We start from the raw sequence: 15,548 nt of genomic DNA, 5'->3' as shown, positions 1-15,548 counted from the left end.
GTATGAATCCTATTCAAACCTTCGCCGCATCGATCCGCATCCTCAGCATGGATGCCGTGCAAAAAGCTAACTCGGGACATCCGGGTGCCCCGATGGGCATGGCGGACATGGCCGCTGTCCTGTGGCACGAACATCTGCGCGTCAACCCGGCCGACACCCAATGGTACAACCGCGACCGTTTCATTCTCTCAAACGGCCACGCCTCCATGCTGCAATACGCCCTGCTGCATCTCACCGGCTTTGACGTCTCGCTGGATGACATCAAAAACTTCCGCCAACTGCACAGCAAAACCCCCGGCCACCCCGAATACCGCGACACCCCCGGAGTCGAAATCACTACCGGCCCGCTTGGTCAGGGTATCGCTACCGCCGTCGGGATGGCCATCGCTGAACGCCACCTGGCTGCGCGCTACAACCGCGACAACCTGCCGCTAATAGACCACTACACCTACGTCTTCCTCGGCGACGGCTGCCTGATGGAAGGCGTATCTGCCGAAGCCTGCTCGCTGGCCGGCACTCTTGGTCTCGGCAAACTCATCTGCCTCTACGACAGCAACGGCATCTCCATTGACGGTGAAATCGCACCGTGGTTTGGTGAAGACGTCGCCGCGCGCTACGAAGCCTACGGCTGGCACGTCATCCGCGACATTGACGGTCATGACACCGATGCCATCAACACCGCCATCAACACCGCCAAAGCCGAAACCGGCAAACCCTCGCTCATCATCTGCCGCACCAAAATCGGCTACGGCTCGCCCAACCTCGAAGGCACCGAAAAAACCCACGGCGCCCCGCTTGGCAAAGAAGAAATCGCGCTGACCAAAAAAGCGCTCGGTCTGCCAGAAGGCGATTTTGAACTGCCTGAGGGTGCCTACCAAGCGGCCAGCCTGCGCGAAAAAGGCGCCAAACTGCAAGACGCCTGGGAACGTATCTGGCAACAATACCAAGACCAATACCCAGCTGAGGCTCAGGAATTTGCCCGCGTCATGAGCGGCAAACTGCCAGAAAACCTCGACCGCGTTGTTGACAACACCCTCACCCAGTACAACGAAGCCGGCGGCAATATCGCCACCCGCAAAGCCTCCGAAAACGCCATCAACCTCCTCCTGCCGCACCTGCCCGAACTCATCGGCGGCTCGGCTGACCTCACCGGCAGCAACCTCACCTGGAGCAAGGCCGCTTCAAAAAGCATCAAGCCCGGCGATTTCAGCGGCAACTACCTCCACTACGGCGTGCGCGAATTTGCCATGAGCACCATCATGAACGGCATCGCCCTGCACGGCGGCCTGCGCGCTTACGGCGGCACCTTCCTTGTCTTCTCGGACTACATGCGTAACGGCATACGCCTCTCCGCGCTGATGAAACTGCCCGTCACCTACGTCCTCACCCACGACTCTATCGGACTCGGTGAAGACGGCCCGACGCACCAACCCGTTGAACACATCGCCTCGCTGCGCCTCATCCCCAACCTCAACGTCTGGCGTCCCTGCGACCAGCAAGAAACCCTCGTCGCCTGGCGCAGTGCCCTGAATCCGACCACCCCGACCGCACTCGCCCTCAGCCGTCAGGGGCTGCCCGAACAAAAACGCGACGAAACCACGCGCAAAGCCATCGCCAAAGGCGGTTACATCCTCGAAGCGGCGGAACACCCCAACCTCGTCCTCGTCGCTACAGGCTCCGAAGTCGCGCTCATCGTTGCCGCCGCTGCCAAGCTACGCGAAGAAGGCCTGCGCGTGCAAGTCGTCTCCATGCCCTGCCTTGACCTCTACCAGCAGCAGGATGCCGCCTACCGTGCCGCCGTCCTGCCCAAAGGCGTGCCGACCGTCGTTGTCGAAGCCGGCGTTACCCTGCCGTGGCGCGGCATCAGCGGCGATCGCGGCACCGTCATCGGTATCGACACCTTCGGCGCCTCGGCTCCTGCCGACGAACTCTTCCCGCTCTACGGCCTGACGGTGGAAAACATCGTCGCCCAAAGCAAGGCCTTACTCTGAACACCCCAACCCCTGAAAAAGAGGAAAAAACCATGCGCAAACTCAGCGAAATCGACGTCAACGGCAAACGCGTCCTGATGCGGCTCGACCTCAACGTCCCGCTCAAAGACGGCAAAATCACCAGCGACGCCCGCATCCAGGCAGCCCTGCCGACCATCCGCTACGCCCTGGATCACGGCGCCGCCGTGATGATCATGGCGCACCTTGGCCGCCCGACCGAAGGCGAATACGACGAAGCCTTCTCGCTCGCCCCGGTGGCCGCCTACCTCGGTAACCTGCTCGGCAAAAACGTCCCGCTTGTCAAAGACTACCTCGACAAAGCCCCGCAAGTCGCCGCCGGTGATATCGTCATGCTGGAAAACTGCCGCTTCAACAAAGGCGAGAAGAAAAACGAAGCGGCGCTGGCCGAAAAATACGCCGCCCTGTGCGACGTCTTCGTCAGCGACGGTTTCGGCGTCGTCCACCGTGCCCAAGCCTCCACCTACGGCGTTGCCGAAAAAGCCAAAACCGCCGTTGCCGGCCTGCTCGTCCAGCAAGAAGTCGAAGCGCTGGAAAAAATCGTCAAAAACCCGGCCCGTCCGCTGCTCGCCATCGTTGGCGGCTCCAAAGTTTCCACCAAACTGCTGGTGCTGCAATCCCTCCTGGAAAAAGTGGACACCCTCATCCCGGGCGGCGGCATCGCCAACACCTTCCTTGCCGCCGAAGGCATCAACGTCGGCGCCTCCCTCTACGAACCTGACCTGCTCAACGACGCCAGAGCCATGTTGAGCAAAGCCCGCGACCGTGGCGTCAACATCCCGCTGCCCGTGGACGTCGTTGTTGCCACCGAATTCTCGGCGGATGCCAAAGCGATTACCAAAAAAGTCGAAGACGTTGCCGACAACGAAATGATCCTGGACATCGGTCCGAAAACCGCTGAAAACTACGCGCGTATCATCGCTGAAATGAAAACCGTCGTTTGGAACGGCCCGGTCGGCGTCTTTGAAATGGCACCGTTTGCCGCAGGCACCAAAGCGCTGTCCGAAGCCATCGCTGCCTGCCCCGGCTTCACCTTCGCCGGCGGTGGCGACACCATCGCGGCCATCGGCCAGTTCGGCATCGAAGACAAAGTGGACTACATTTCCACCGGTGGCGGTTCCATGCTCGAATACCTCGAAGGCAAAAAACTGCCCGGACTGGATATTCTCCGCGCCTACTAAACCGCGCTTCTCAACAAAAACCGCAGCGGGTCTGCGGTTTTTTATTAAACCTTCCGCTCTCCCCACACCACGAGGACAACACCATGCAAAAAATCCTGCTCACTGCCCTGTTCGCCGCCAGCTTCAGCGCGTTTGCCGCGCCCGTTAACAGCGAAGATGCTGCTTTCGCCGCCGCCCTCGCCGCGCTGGAAAAACACCAGCTGACCTCGCTGAAAACCGAGTGCCTGTTCTTCGATGCCGCTGAAGAAGGCGATAACTACCAAATCAACGTCCATGAAAAACATGACGCCAGCTGCGGCGGCGACCCGAACACTGCGCCGCGCCTCTTCACCCTGACGGTCGCCAAAGCCGACGGCAAAGTCAGCGTCGATGATCCGGTCAGCGGCGAAACACGCGTACTCGAATAAAACCATGGACGCCCCAGCCATCCTCACCGCCCTGCGTGCCATTGCCGTACCTGAGAAAGCGGCACAAATGGCCGCCTACATGAAAAATCGCTTCACCTTTCTCGGCGTCGCCACGCCGGAGCGGCGCCAGATAGGCAAGCCGTATCTCCGGGCGAATAAAGGGCGGGCGGTGGACTGGGCCTTTATCGACACCTGCTGGGCCAGCCCTTACCGCGAAATGCACTACATCGCGGCGGACTACCTGCATGCCAAACAAAAGCAACTCACGGCGGCGGATATCCCTCACTTGCAAACCCTCATCAGCCGCAACGCCTGGTGGGACAGCGTGGACAGCTTCATCCGCCCGCTTGGCGACATCCTGCGCCGCTGTCCGGAAGCGCGGGCGCCCATAGAAGCCATGAGCCGCGCTGACGACTACTGGCTGCGCCGCGCCGCCATCACCGCCCAACTGCTCGCCAAAGACAAAACCGACACCGCCCTGCTCGCAACCGTCATCAACAACAACCTTAACCAGCGCGAATTCTTCATCAACAAAGCCATCGGCTGGGCGCTGCGTCAATACAGCAAAACCGACGCTGCCTGGGTGCGGCACTACATCGCCGCGCACCGGGACGGCCTGAGTACACTCAGCATCCGCGAAGCGAGCAAATACCTGGATTAAAGCCGCCCTCTGCGCATCTCCTGCGCGAAGCCCTTGGTCCTGCCCACCTCAACCTGCTGCTCCGAGCGGCGATTGCCGCCCTTTGCCAACAAAATCCTCATGAACCTCCTGTTCCTTGCCCTGAAAACCCTGAAATGGCTCCTCATCCTCACCGTGCTGCTGACGCTTACCGTCACCGCCTATATCCATTTCCACCCAACCTTTGGCGGCAAACCGGATGCGGCCAGTCTCGCCAAAATCCGGGCTTCCGAGCACTACAACGGCACCCTCTTCCAAAACCTCGAACCGACCGAGCTCATCACACCGGAAGGCAAAAACTATTCCACCCTTGCCTGGCTCCTCGGCTATTTCACCCCACCGGAAGGCAAGAACCCGGCCGCACCGCTGCCAAGCGAACCACTGCGCGTGGATAAACTCGAAGACGGTCGCCTCGTCTGGTTCGGCCATTCCACCGTACTCTTCCAGATGGCGGGCAAGCGCCTCATCACCGACCCCGTTTTCTACCGCGCCACGCCCCTGCCCTTCGGCGGCAAACCATTCCCGCAAAGCCACCCTACCCTGCCCGCCGACTTGCCGCCGCTCGATGCCGTCCTCATCTCGCATGACCACTACGACCACCTCGACTACCGCGCCATCCGCGAACTGGACGAAAAAGTGGGGCATTACTACGTTCCGCTTGGCGTTAAGGCGCACCTGCAACGCTGGGGCATCGCCGACGAGAAAATCACCGAAATGGACTGGTTCGAAGCAGCAACCTTGGGCGAGATCCGCCTGATCCTCGCTCCCGCACGCCATTTCAGCGGCCGCAACTTCATCAACCGCAACAGAACCCTGTGGGGCTCATGGGTGGTGCAATCGCCCGCTTACCGCCTCTTCTACAACGGCGACAGCGGCTACGGTGCGCACTTCGCCGACATCGGCAAACGCTTCGGGCCGTTTGACATCGTGCTGATGGAAAACGGTGCCTATAACAGCCACTGGGCGAATATCCACATGAAGCCGGAACAATCCGTGCAGGCGGCCGTGGACGTAGGCGCGCAAACCGTGCTGCCGATTCACTGGGCAAAATTCGATCTCTCCAGCCACACCTGGCAAGAACCGATCGAACGCTTCCGTAAAGCCGCTGCCAAGACCCCGCTCACCGTGGCAACGCCCTATATCGGCGAAGTCTTCGACTACCGCGAACCGCCGCAGCGGACGTGGTGACAGGACGTGCCGTAACACCAATTTCTCAGCGGAGAAAACCAGGTCCCCCCAATGGTTTGCCATACAGCAACACATGGCGCGGCTGGCGCCCGACATCGCCGCCAGTCTCAATCCGCCTGCGACTGCGCAGGATATAGTTGAATAGATAAAAAAGCGTAACAAGGCGCGTCGCCGCAGACAGTACAGGTAGTACGGCAAGGCGACGCAACGCCGTTACGATTTTTTAGATGTTTAACTATATTGCCCGCTTACAGACGGCGCTCCACCTCACCCTGCCGCCGGACTTTTGCGCCTCACCCTGCCGCCGGACTTTTGCGCCTACCTGCTGACCTTTAACGGCCAGCGACATGGCAACTTCACGCGGGGTTTCTACGGCTACCCGGCACTGCTGCCGATCGAAGAAATCATCACCACCAACCAGGCATTGCGTGATCTACTCAGCGATGACGCGGCATTTGCCGGCTTCCGCGAAAACAAAAGGGGCTGACGTAGATTAGCCCTAAAGGTAAAGAAAGAAAACAACAAGTTGATGTATATTTTAATTTTATAGGTAACTGTCAAGTGCCACAGAAAGCTGATATAGAAAAAATGGCTTAAAAATGGTATAATATTAAATAAATAAGGGGATGTTTTTATGTCGACAATTAAAATTGAAAACCTCAATTTCTCATATTATGGATATGTAAAACCTATATTTAAAAATGTATCGTTTTCCTTTGATACAAGCTGGAAAATAGGATTGATAGGAAGAAATGGAATTGGTAAATCAACTCTATTTAAGTTACTTTTAAATCAAGAAACTTATCAAGGTAAAATAAGTAAGGATGTTGAATTTATTAAATTTCCACCAAATATAATTGACACTTCAAAATTAGGAATTGAGCTATATAAAGAACTAATATCAGATGAGGAAGAATGGAAATTATTTAGAGAACTTAATTTGCTAAATGTAGATGAGAACCTTGTTTATAGGGAATTTGAAACGCTTTCTAAAGGAGAACAAACAAAAATACTTTTAGCTATTTTGTTTACAAGAGAAGATGGTTTTTTACTTATTGATGAACCAACAAACCATTTAGATATGTATGGAAGAAAAATTGTAAGTGAATATCTGAAAAGTAAAAAAGGGTTTTTGCTCATATCTCATGATAGAGATTTTTTAGATGGCTGCATTAACCATGTTATTTCTATTAACAGGAATTCTATTGATGTTCAATCAGGAAATTTTACATCATGGTATGAAAACAAATTGATGAAAGACCAATTTGAAATTAGTAAAAACGAGAAATTAAGAAGAGATATTAAACGATTAAAAGAAGCTGCAAGGCAAAGTAAAATTTGGTCTGATAAAATTGAAAATACTAAAAATGGTGTGAAAGTATCAGGTATAAAACCAGACAAAGGACGTATAGGTCATCAGGCAGCCAAGATGATGAAAAGATCTAAGAATTTGGAGAATAGACAAAATAAGGCAATAGAAGAAAAAAAGAATTTACTAAAAGATATTGAAACAAAGGAAATTCTATTATTGCATCCGTTACATCATCGCAAAAATCCTTTAATATCGGTTAGTGATTTATCATCATACTATGGAGAAAAACAGATATTAAGTAATGTGAGATTTGAGATAAAACAAGGCGATATAGTGGCTATATATGGTAGTAATGGAAGTGGAAAATCGACCTTGATTAAAATTTTATTAGGTCTAAATCACGAGTATACAGGTGAGATAAAATTAGCAAGTAATTTGAAAATATCGTATATTCCTCAAGATACATCTGATGTAACGGGTAGCCTAAATGAGTATATTCATAAGCAAGATGTTGATGAAACATTGTGTAAAACAATTCTTAGAAAATTAGATTTTTCAAGAGAATTATTTGAAATGGATATGAAGAATTATAGTGATGGACAAAAAAAGAAAGTTTTAATTGCCGTAAGTTTGTCAAAGCCAGCCCATTTATTTATTTGGGACGAACCATTAAATTATATAGATATAATATCAAGAATACAGATTGAGGAAATCATAAAAGAAGCAAAGCCTACACTTATATTTGTGGAACACGATAAGCGATTTGTAGAAAATATAGTCAATAAAATCATACAATTATAAATAAAATAAACAATTTTAGAAAAAGACTAACACAGAAACAGTAAATCAAAAAAAGGTTTACTGTTTTTTCTTGGGGCTGACGTAGATTCGCCCTAAATTCCGCACCAATCCCGCAGGGTTTGGAGCTGCCGGGACGGTGTGCTCGCCGACTCCTTCAGCGCATTCAGCGCGGCACTGTTGCAGCGCCTGCAAGCGCCCGATGTTACGGTGGATGACGAAGGAACGGTATGGCGCGACGATGACTGGTATTGAGACGCCAAGCGGCGTCATTACTGGCTCCGTCAAGCGCATCAATACCGGCCCCGCCAAGCGGTGCTTCCCGCCGCTGTCCGGCAACCGCGCCGCTATAATGCCCGCCTCTTTGCTTCCGTCACGCCGTCATGTCCCGCTTTCTTTCCCCCGCCTGGCGCGGGGTGCTTTGGTCGCTGTTTTCTTCCCTGAATTTTGCCCTGATGGGCGTCATCACCAAAGCCAGCGCGCAGCATTTTCCTTTTTCTTCCAACGAACTCGCCACCTGGCGCAATCTGCCCGCCACGCTTGCCCTGGGCGGTTTTGCCCTGCTGCGCGGGCAGCGTTTTGCCACCCAGCATCTGCGCGCGCACGTCATCCGCAGTGTTTCTGGCGGTACCTCCACCCTCATTTATTTCTACACGCTCACGCTGTTGCCGCTGGCCACCGCCGTCACGCTCGGCTACAGCTCGGCCATTTTCCTCGCCCTGCTGTCTTTCATCCTCCTGCATGAACACATCACCCACCGCACTGTTGCCGTGCTAATCATTGGTCTGATGGGTGTCGTCGTGCTGCTGCGACCGGGCTTTTCCGCCGGGCAGGCTTGGGGGCTTTCCTGCGGTCTTTTCGGCGCGGCGGCGACCGGTCTCGCCCATTTGCAGTTACGCGAGATGAGCGCCACCGGCGAACCCGCCTGGCGCATCGTTTTTTATTTTTCGCTGGTCAGCACCCTGATGAGCGCCATGCTGGCTACCGTTCAAGGCTGGCACGCACCGCCGCTTGCCTCTCTGCCCTATCTGCTCGGCATCGGAGTGAGCGGTCTCACCGCGCAACTGGCGCTCACCCGCGCCTATGCCGTCGGGCAGAAATTCACCGTCGCCGCGCTTTCTTATTTGACCGTCGTCTATTCCGTCGTTTTCGGCCACTATCTCTTCCGCGAAACGCTAGGCTGGCAGGAAATGGCGGGCATCGCCATCATTATCGCCGCCGGACTCATCAGCATCACCCGCAATCCTCATTAACGCGGGCATTCTCCTGCCTGCATGCTGACGATATGTTCGGGCGCAATGCACATATGGCAGGCATTAACGAACGTCAGTCTCTGCCGCCGCCCGCCTGCATCGAAGGTCACGCAGACGGGATCATGCCCCTCAGGGCAACTGCGCGCCGCGCAACCGGGGCTTTCCAGCGGCGTTTTTGCCGCCATGACCAACGGTCCGTCGAACGGTCGGCGTTCCCGCTGACAGGCGGCGAGCAGTAGCAGCGCCGCCATCATCCACCACGTTTTCATCGCCGTATAAATCCCTGCGCCTGCAAAAACGCCAACACATGCGGGCGCAGTGGCTGGCCCAGTGTGTTTTGCACCGCATCCAGCCAATCCCGCGCCTCGCCCGTCCGCGCCGTGTAATACGCGCGCAGTTCTTCATCGTAAGCGGCGAACGCCTGCGGGTCGGGCTCGCGATAGCGGTTCTCATGCAGCACCACCTCCTGCGGCAGACGCGGCTTGACGGGCGGATCCTGCGCCGGATAGCCGAGGCAGAGGCCGACCAGCGGCAGGCAATGCGCGGGCAGCCCGACCAGTTCCGCCACCGCTGCAATATCGTTACGTAGCGCGCCGATATAGACGCCGCCGAGGCCGAGCGATTCTGCGACCAAGAGCACGTTCTGCGCCATGATGCCGGTATCCACCGCACCGATCAGCAGCGCTTCTGCCCAATCGGTCTGCGCTTCTGGCAGGAGCAGGTGGTGTTTGTGGAAATCGACGCAGAAAAGCAGAAACTCCGGGCATTCCGTCACATAGGCCATGTCCGACGCCGCGCGGCGGATGCCGGCACGAATAGCCGCATCCGTGATACGGATGACGGACACACATTGCAGATGATTTGAGGTGGATGCCATCCGTCCGGCATCCATTAACGCAGCCAGTATCTCCGGCGGCACGGGTTTGTCACTGAATTTGCGGATGGAGCGGTGCGCCAGCGCGGTTTCCAGGGCAGGCAGGCTTTTTATGGACATGATGACCTCACAATAGGAAGAAAGGAAATGGCAGCCTATCCCGCCCCGCCCGCCTTCGCAAGCACGAAGGCGCAGGCAAGCGCGAGCAGCAAAAACGGCCCCGGCTGCGGGAAGAGCAGGCAAATACTGGCCGCCAGCGCCCACAGTCCCAGGATTAGCGACCAGCCAAGGCGACCTGCATCCGCCAGTTGCCAGAATGCCGCGCCAATCAGCATCAGGACAAAACCAGCCACGATGAACCACAGCAGGGCGAACGCAGCGGCGTCATCGGCACGCACGGCGGCCATCAGGCCGCTGCGCCACAGCCGCCGCAGGGTATCGCCCATCAGGATGAATGCCAGAGCGTTGTGCAGGATGCCGGTTGCGACCAGTGCCAAGGAAAGCCATTTCAGCATAGGGAGCCTCTGTCGTGGTGGGAATGTGGGTTCATGGATGTAAAAAACGCTGCCGGCGGCAGCGTTTGGCGAGTTTTATTTGAAGCCGTCGCGCAGTTCGACGGTGCGGTTGAAGATGGGGTTGTCCGCTGTGCTGTCCGGATCAACGGCATAGTAGCCAAGACGTTCGAACTGGTACACGGTGCCTGCTTCCGCCGGTGAGGCCGGTTCGGTTTTGGCGCCGGTGATGATGGTGAGCGAATGCGGGTTGATGGTATCGAGGAAGTGATCCGCTGCCATCGGGTCGGGCTGGCTGAAGAGGCGCTCGTAGTTGCGGATTTCGCAGTCGCGCGCGTGGCGGGCGCTAACCCAATGGATGACGCCGTTCGCTTTGTAGCCTTCGGGGTTTTTACCGAGGGTATCCGGGTCGTGGTGGCAGCGCAGTTCGATGATGTTGCCCGCGGCATCTTTGATGACTTCGTCACAGGTGATGACGTAGCTGCCGCGCAGACGCACCGCCTGACCGGGCGCGAGGCGTTTCCATTTTTTCGGCGGTTCTTCGGCGAAGTCGTCCTGCTCGATGTAGAGAATGTTGCCAAACGGTACGGCGCGGCTGCCCTGGCTGTCGTCCTGCGGATGGTTCGGCAGCTGATAGGTTTCTTCATGGTCGTCCGGCAGGCTGGTGATGGTCAGTTTGAGCGGGCGGACGACGGTCATGCGGCGCGCAGCGTGTTCGTTCAGGTAGTCGCGGATGGTGCTTTCGAAGTAGTCGATGGCGATGGTGCCGTCAGCTTTGCTGATGCCGATTTTGCGGCAGAAGTCGCGCAATGCCCCGGCGGGGATACCACGCCGCCGCATACCGGCGATGGTCGGCATACGCGGGTCGTCCCAGCCGCTCACGTGCTTTTCTTGCACGAGCTGGATGAGGCGGCGTTTGGAAAGGACGGTGTATTCGAGCGAGAGACGGGCAAATTCGATTTGCTGCGGGTGGCAGGGGGTGTCGAGCACGTCCAGCACCCAGTCGTAGAGCGGGCGGTGGTCTTCAAATTCGAGGGTGCAGAGGCTGTGGGTGATGCCTTCGAGCATATCCGAGAGGCAGTGGGTGTAGTCGTACATCGGATAGACTTTCCACGAGTCACCGGCGTGGAAGTGCGCCATGTGGCGGATGCGGTAGATGACAGGGTCGCGCATGTTGATGTTGGGCGAGGCCATGTCGATTTTGGCGCGCAGGACGTGGCTGCCGTCCGGGTGTTTGCCATCCACCATTTCCTGAAAGAGGGCGCGGTTTTCTTCGATGCTGCGTTCACGGTAGGGGCTGTTGCGGCCGGGTTCGGTCAGGGTGCCGCGATTTTCGCGGATTGCTTCGGCGTTCTGGCTGTCCACATAGGCGAGGCCTTTGTCGATAAGCTGGAAGGCATAATCCAGCAGTTGCGGGAAGTAGTCGCTGGCATGGTTAAGGTGTTTCCAGTCAAAGCCGAGCCAGTGCACGTCACGCTGGATGCTCGCCATGTATTCTTCGTTTTCTTTTTCGGGGTTGGTGTCGTCGTAACGCAGGTTGCAGTAACCGCCGAAGCGCTGCGCCATGTCGAAGTTGAGGCAGATGGATTTGACGTGGCCGAGGTGCAGGTAGCCGTTGGGCTCAGGGGGAAAGCGGGTAACGATGCGGCCATCGTTTTTGCCGTTTTTCAGGTCTTCTTCGATGATGTTTTTGATGAAGTTGGCGGCTTCCGGAGTTTGGCTCATGATGTCCTCGTGCGTTGCTGTTTGGGTTCGCCATAGGGCGGTGTAGAATGTGGCATTTTATCAGGTTATATGGGGCATCAATGCGTTTGCACGGACTGTTATGTGTTCTTGGTTTGCTGGTTTTGACGGCGTGTTCATCGTATCAGCGGCAACATCATCACCACCCGCCGCGTCATCAGCCGGCAAGCGCCGATATGGGGCAAGATCCCTGGGACAATTTCGCGCCGCGCGACCCGCGTTATCAGAATGAACCGCAACCTGCCACGGCTTCCATGGAAAACGCCTGCGTCTTGCTGGATCAGCGTCCGCACTGGGCGGAAGCGCTGGATGCAACGCGGATGCGCTGGCATATCGAGCCGTGGTATGTGCTCGCCTTCATGCACCAGGAATCCCGCTTCAACCCAACGGCGATGAGCAAATCGCAGGCATATGGCTATGCGCAGGTGAAGCAGCCGACCTGGGAGTGGTATCAGCTGAAACGTGGCCGGCAGAACGTCTCGCGCGAGCGCTTCGACGATGCGGTGGATTTCATCGGCTGGTATGCCAACCAGAATGTTATCAGGAACGGCGTTGACCTGAACGACGTAAAAAACCAGTACCTCGCCTATCACGAAGGCCTGGGGGGGTACGAGAACCGCAGTTTCCTCGCCAAACCCTGGCTGATGACTATCAGCGACAAAGTCGCCGACCGCGCCGCCCTCTATCAGGCGCAGTTGCTCGACTGCCCGATCATGCGCACCTACTGATGCTGCTCGCGCCGGACAAAACTGTCTTCCTCGACCTGCTGCACTCGCGGCAGGTTTTTGCTTATCCGACCGAAGCGGTGTATGGCCTCGGCGGCGATCCGCAGGATGCCGACACCTTCGCGCAAATCCTGCGCCTGAAAGGCGGACGCCGCCCCGGACAGGGCATGCTGCTGGTCGCCGCCGACTGGGCGCAATGCCACGACTGGGTGGCAGGATTGGATACTGCGCTCATCGCCCGTCTCGAACAGGAAGCCGCCGACCGCGCCACCACTTTCATCCTGCCCGCTACCGATAACGTCCCCGCCTGGCTGCGCGACGAAGCCACAGGGCGCATCGCCATCCGCGTCTCGCGTCACCCGCTCGTCTGCCAACTCTGCGCCTGGGCGGACAGCCCGCTTATCTCCACCTCTGCCAACCCCAGCGGTGCGCCACCGGCGCGCAGCGCGGCGGAAGTGCAACACTACTTCCCCGCCCTGCCGGTCATAGCGGGCGCACTCGGCGGCGAGGACAAACCCAGCCGCCTGCTCGACGTGGCAAACGCCACCCTCATACGCGACTGATACAAGGAGAGAACCATGAAACTCGCCATCCTCGGCGGCGGCCAGCTCGGCAAAATGTTCCTGCAAGAAGCGACGGACTACCCCATGCCGGTCGCCGTACTCGATCCCGACCCGCGCGCGCCCTGCGCCGCCATGACCGGCCTCTTCAAACAGGGCGACTTCAACGACAAACAGACCGTGCTCAATTTCGCCCAGGACGCCACCGCCGTCGGCATCGAAATCGAGCACGTCTCGGTGGAGGCCCTGGAAGAACTCGAAGCGGCGGGCAAACGCGTCATCCCCGCGCCGCGCGTCCTGCGCATCATCCAGGACAAAGGCCTGCAAAAACAATTCTATGCCGACCACAAACTGCCCACCGCGCCGTTCTACCTCGCCGACAGCCTCGCCGACGTTGACCTCGAACGCATCCCGCTGCCCTTCGTGCAAAAAAACCGCACCGGCGGCTACGACGGCAAGGGCGTGCAGGTCATCGTCACCGAAGAAGACCTGCCGAAACTGCGCGACGTCCCGTCTGTCATCGAAACCCTCTGCCCCATCGCGCACGAAATCGCGGTCATTGTCGCCGCTGATGACGACGGCAAAACCGCCGTTTACCCCGTTGTGGAAATGATCTTCGACAAAGTCCTCAACCTCGTGGACTACGTACAAATGCCGACCTTCCTCAACGCCGACATCCGCAAACGCGCCCAGGCACTCGCCGTCGAACTCGTGCAGGCCTTCGGCGCGGCGGGCCTCTACGCCGTGGAAATGTTCGTCACCCAGAGCGGCGACATCTGGATCAACGAAACCGCGCCGCGCGTACACAACAGCGGCCACCTCACCATCGAAGCCTGCGCCAACTCCCAGTTCGAACAAATGTGGCGCCTGCTCGCCGGCATGCCGCTCGCCTCCGTGCAACAGTACCGCCTCGCCGCAATGGTGAACCTCATCGGCGCCTACGGACACAGCGGCCCCGCCGTCCTCGAAGGCCTGGACGAAGTCTTGGCGCTGGATGAAACCTTCATCCACTGGTACGGCAAAGCCGAAACCCGCCCGGGGCGGAAAATGGGGCACATCACCGTGCTGGCCGACCACGAACCCGCACTCAAAGCCAAAATCGACAAAATCCGCAAAGCCGTGCGGGTGGTGAGCTACCGATAACCCTACCTGAAACATCAGAGAAGCATATGCACAAAATCGGCATCATCATGGGCAGCGACAGCGACCTCCGCGTCATGCAGGACGCTGCCCGCACCTGCGAACAATTCCATACCGCCTACGAACTCACCATCGTCTCGGCACACCGCACCCCGGAACGCCTGCTTGACTACGGCAAAACCGCCGCCGGACGCGGACTCAACGTCATCATCGCCGGTGCGGGCGGCGCAGCACACCTGCCCGGCATGGTCGCCGCCATCACCCCGCTGCCGGTCATCGGCGTGCCGATACATTCCAGCAACTCCATCGACGGCTGGGACAGCATCCTCTCCATCCTGCAAATGCCGGCGGGCGTACCGGTCGCCACCGTAGCGCTGAACGGCGCAAAAAACGCCGCCCTGCTCGCCCTGCGCATCTGCGCCAGCCACGACCCTGCCCTGCGCGAGCGCATCGCCGCCTACCAGGACGAAATGCGCCGTAGCGTGCTCGACAAAGCAGCGGCACTAAAAAGCGAATACCCCTGCGATTACCAGGGTGCATGACGGACACTTCCCTCGCCGATATGCCCGCCGTTATCGAAACCCACCCGCTTGACCCCTTCCTGCCGCCTGCGGCCCGCCTGCTCATGCTGGGCAGTTTCCCGCCGCCGCAGACGCGCTGGAAAATGCCGTTCTACTATCCGAACCTGCAAAACGACATGTGGCGCATCTTCGGCCTCATCTTCTTTGCCGACCGCGATCACTTCCTCACCGCCGACGGCAAAGGCTTCCGCGAAGCCGAACTGCGCACCTTCCTAGCAGCGACAGGTATCGCCATCAGCGACACCGCGCAACGCGTCGAACGCCTGCGCGGCAACGCCGCCGACCAATCGCTGCACATCCTTGAGCCCCTGAACCTTGCGGCACTGCTTGACCGCCTTCCCGCCTGCCGTGCCATCATCACCACCGGTGCACTCGCGACCGCCACCCTGCTCACGCAACTGCCGGCCACGACCGCTGCCCCGCGTATCGGCGCACCGGCCAGCACCACCTTCGCCGCCCGCCCCCTGCACCTGTACCGCCTGCCCTCATCCTCGCGCGCCTACCCGCTGCCGCTGGCACAAAAAGCGGCGGCCTACCGCGACTGCTTCGCCGCAGAGGGATTGCTCGCCTGAACACACCGGCATCA

The 15,548-nt window shown here is 57.7% G+C and carries 17 protein-coding genes and 1 pseudogene; 14 read left to right on the top strand and 4 right to left on the bottom strand.

The window, feature by feature from the left end:
- The first annotated feature begins 2 nt into the window (after positions 1–2).
- The 9 genes and pseudogenes from tkt to LG374_RS10345 all read left to right on the top strand — a co-directional run bounded on the left by tkt (position 3) and on the right by LG374_RS10345 (position 8,827).
- Positions 3–1,991, top strand: a complete 1,989-nt coding sequence (gene tkt, locus LG374_RS10380) for a transketolase (protein WP_225757624.1) — start codon at positions 3–5, stop codon at positions 1,989–1,991.
- Between the two features lie 32 nt (positions 1,992–2,023).
- Positions 2,024–3,190 carry a phosphoglycerate kinase gene (locus LG374_RS10375; protein ID WP_225757623.1) on the top strand — a complete coding sequence of 389 codons (1,167 nt, stop codon included), beginning with the start codon at positions 2,024–2,026 and terminating at the stop codon, positions 3,188–3,190.
- 83 nt (positions 3,191–3,273) lie between these two features.
- Positions 3,274–3,597 (top strand): hypothetical protein, encoded by a 324-nt coding sequence (locus LG374_RS10370; RefSeq protein ID WP_225757622.1) that lies wholly within the window; start codon positions 3,274–3,276, stop codon positions 3,595–3,597.
- A gap of 4 nt (positions 3,598–3,601) precedes the next feature.
- Positions 3,602–4,258, top strand: coding sequence for a DNA alkylation repair protein (locus LG374_RS10365; RefSeq protein WP_225757621.1), 657 nt, complete (start codon positions 3,602–3,604; stop codon positions 4,256–4,258).
- 99 nt (positions 4,259–4,357) lie between these two features.
- Positions 4,358–5,464, top strand: a complete 1,107-nt coding sequence (locus LG374_RS10360; RefSeq protein ID WP_225757620.1) for an MBL fold metallo-hydrolase — start codon at positions 4,358–4,360, stop codon at positions 5,462–5,464.
- Positions 5,465–5,750: 286 nt separating this feature from the next.
- Positions 5,751–5,951 carry a hypothetical protein gene (locus LG374_RS10355; RefSeq protein ID WP_225757619.1) on the top strand — a complete coding sequence of 67 codons (201 nt, stop codon included), beginning with the start codon at positions 5,751–5,753 and terminating at the stop codon, positions 5,949–5,951.
- Between the two features lie 14 nt (positions 5,952–5,965).
- A pseudogene (locus LG374_RS12550) lies at positions 5,966–6,061 on the top strand (recombinase); the annotation flags it as partial.
- 37 nt (positions 6,062–6,098) lie between these two features.
- Complete coding sequence (locus LG374_RS10350; RefSeq protein ID WP_225757618.1) at positions 6,099–7,577, top strand: Lsa family ABC-F type ribosomal protection protein; 1,479 nt, start codon at positions 6,099–6,101, stop codon at positions 7,575–7,577.
- Between the two features lie 380 nt (positions 7,578–7,957).
- Positions 7,958–8,827 (top strand): DMT family transporter, encoded by an 870-nt coding sequence (locus LG374_RS10345; protein ID WP_225757617.1) that lies wholly within the window; start codon positions 7,958–7,960, stop codon positions 8,825–8,827.
- Here LG374_RS10345 and LG374_RS10340 read toward each other — a convergent pair.
- The 4 genes from LG374_RS10340 to LG374_RS10325 all read right to left on the bottom strand — a co-directional run bounded on the left by LG374_RS10340 (position 8,824) and on the right by LG374_RS10325 (position 11,938).
- Entirely contained in the window at positions 8,824–9,096 is a 273-nt protein-coding gene (locus LG374_RS10340) for an alkaline protease (protein WP_225757616.1), read from the bottom strand. The genes LG374_RS10345 and LG374_RS10340 overlap by 4 nt on opposite strands.
- Positions 9,093–9,815 (bottom strand): oxygen-insensitive NADPH nitroreductase, encoded by a 723-nt coding sequence (gene nfsA, locus LG374_RS10335; RefSeq protein ID WP_370639342.1) that lies wholly within the window; start codon positions 9,813–9,815, stop codon positions 9,093–9,095. Before nfsA ends, LG374_RS10340 begins: the two co-directional genes overlap by 4 nt.
- A gap of 41 nt (positions 9,816–9,856) precedes the next feature.
- Positions 9,857–10,216, bottom strand: a complete 360-nt coding sequence (locus tag LG374_RS10330; protein ID WP_225757614.1) for a DUF6463 family protein — start codon at positions 10,214–10,216, stop codon at positions 9,857–9,859.
- A 75-nt stretch (positions 10,217–10,291) separates the two neighbouring features.
- A complete protein-coding gene (locus LG374_RS10325; protein ID WP_225757613.1) occupies positions 10,292–11,938 on the bottom strand; it encodes a glutamine--tRNA ligase/YqeY domain fusion protein in 1,647 nt (548 codons plus the stop codon).
- Between the two features lie 47 nt (positions 11,939–11,985).
- Here LG374_RS10325 and LG374_RS10320 point away from each other — a divergent pair, with 47 nt between their 5' ends.
- From LG374_RS10320 to LG374_RS10300, 5 genes are read left to right on the top strand one after another with little or no spacing between them, the layout of a single operon-like run.
- Entirely contained in the window at positions 11,986–12,684 is a 699-nt protein-coding gene (locus LG374_RS10320; protein ID WP_315177901.1) for a transglycosylase SLT domain-containing protein, read from the top strand.
- A complete protein-coding gene (locus LG374_RS10315) occupies positions 12,684–13,244 on the top strand; it encodes an L-threonylcarbamoyladenylate synthase (RefSeq protein WP_225757611.1) in 561 nt (186 codons plus the stop codon). The genes LG374_RS10320 and LG374_RS10315 overlap by 1 nt, the downstream gene beginning before the upstream one ends.
- A gap of 15 nt (positions 13,245–13,259) precedes the next feature.
- On the top strand, positions 13,260–14,384 hold the full coding sequence (locus LG374_RS10310) for a 5-(carboxyamino)imidazole ribonucleotide synthase (protein ID WP_225757610.1): 1,125 nt from the start codon (positions 13,260–13,262) through the stop codon (positions 14,382–14,384).
- A gap of 26 nt (positions 14,385–14,410) precedes the next feature.
- Entirely contained in the window at positions 14,411–14,923 is a 513-nt protein-coding gene (purE, locus tag LG374_RS10305; RefSeq protein ID WP_225757609.1) for a 5-(carboxyamino)imidazole ribonucleotide mutase, read from the top strand.
- A complete protein-coding gene (locus tag LG374_RS10300) occupies positions 14,920–15,534 on the top strand; it encodes a uracil-DNA glycosylase family protein (protein ID WP_225757608.1) in 615 nt (204 codons plus the stop codon). Before purE ends, LG374_RS10300 begins: the two co-directional genes overlap by 4 nt.
- The last annotated feature ends 14 nt before the right edge of the window (positions 15,535–15,548 follow it).

The organism is Cardiobacterium sp. Marseille-Q4385 (assembly GCF_916618745.1).
Lineage (GTDB): Bacteria > Pseudomonadota > Gammaproteobacteria > Cardiobacteriales > Cardiobacteriaceae > Cardiobacterium.
This window is presented reverse-complemented; position numbering and strand designations above follow the sequence as displayed.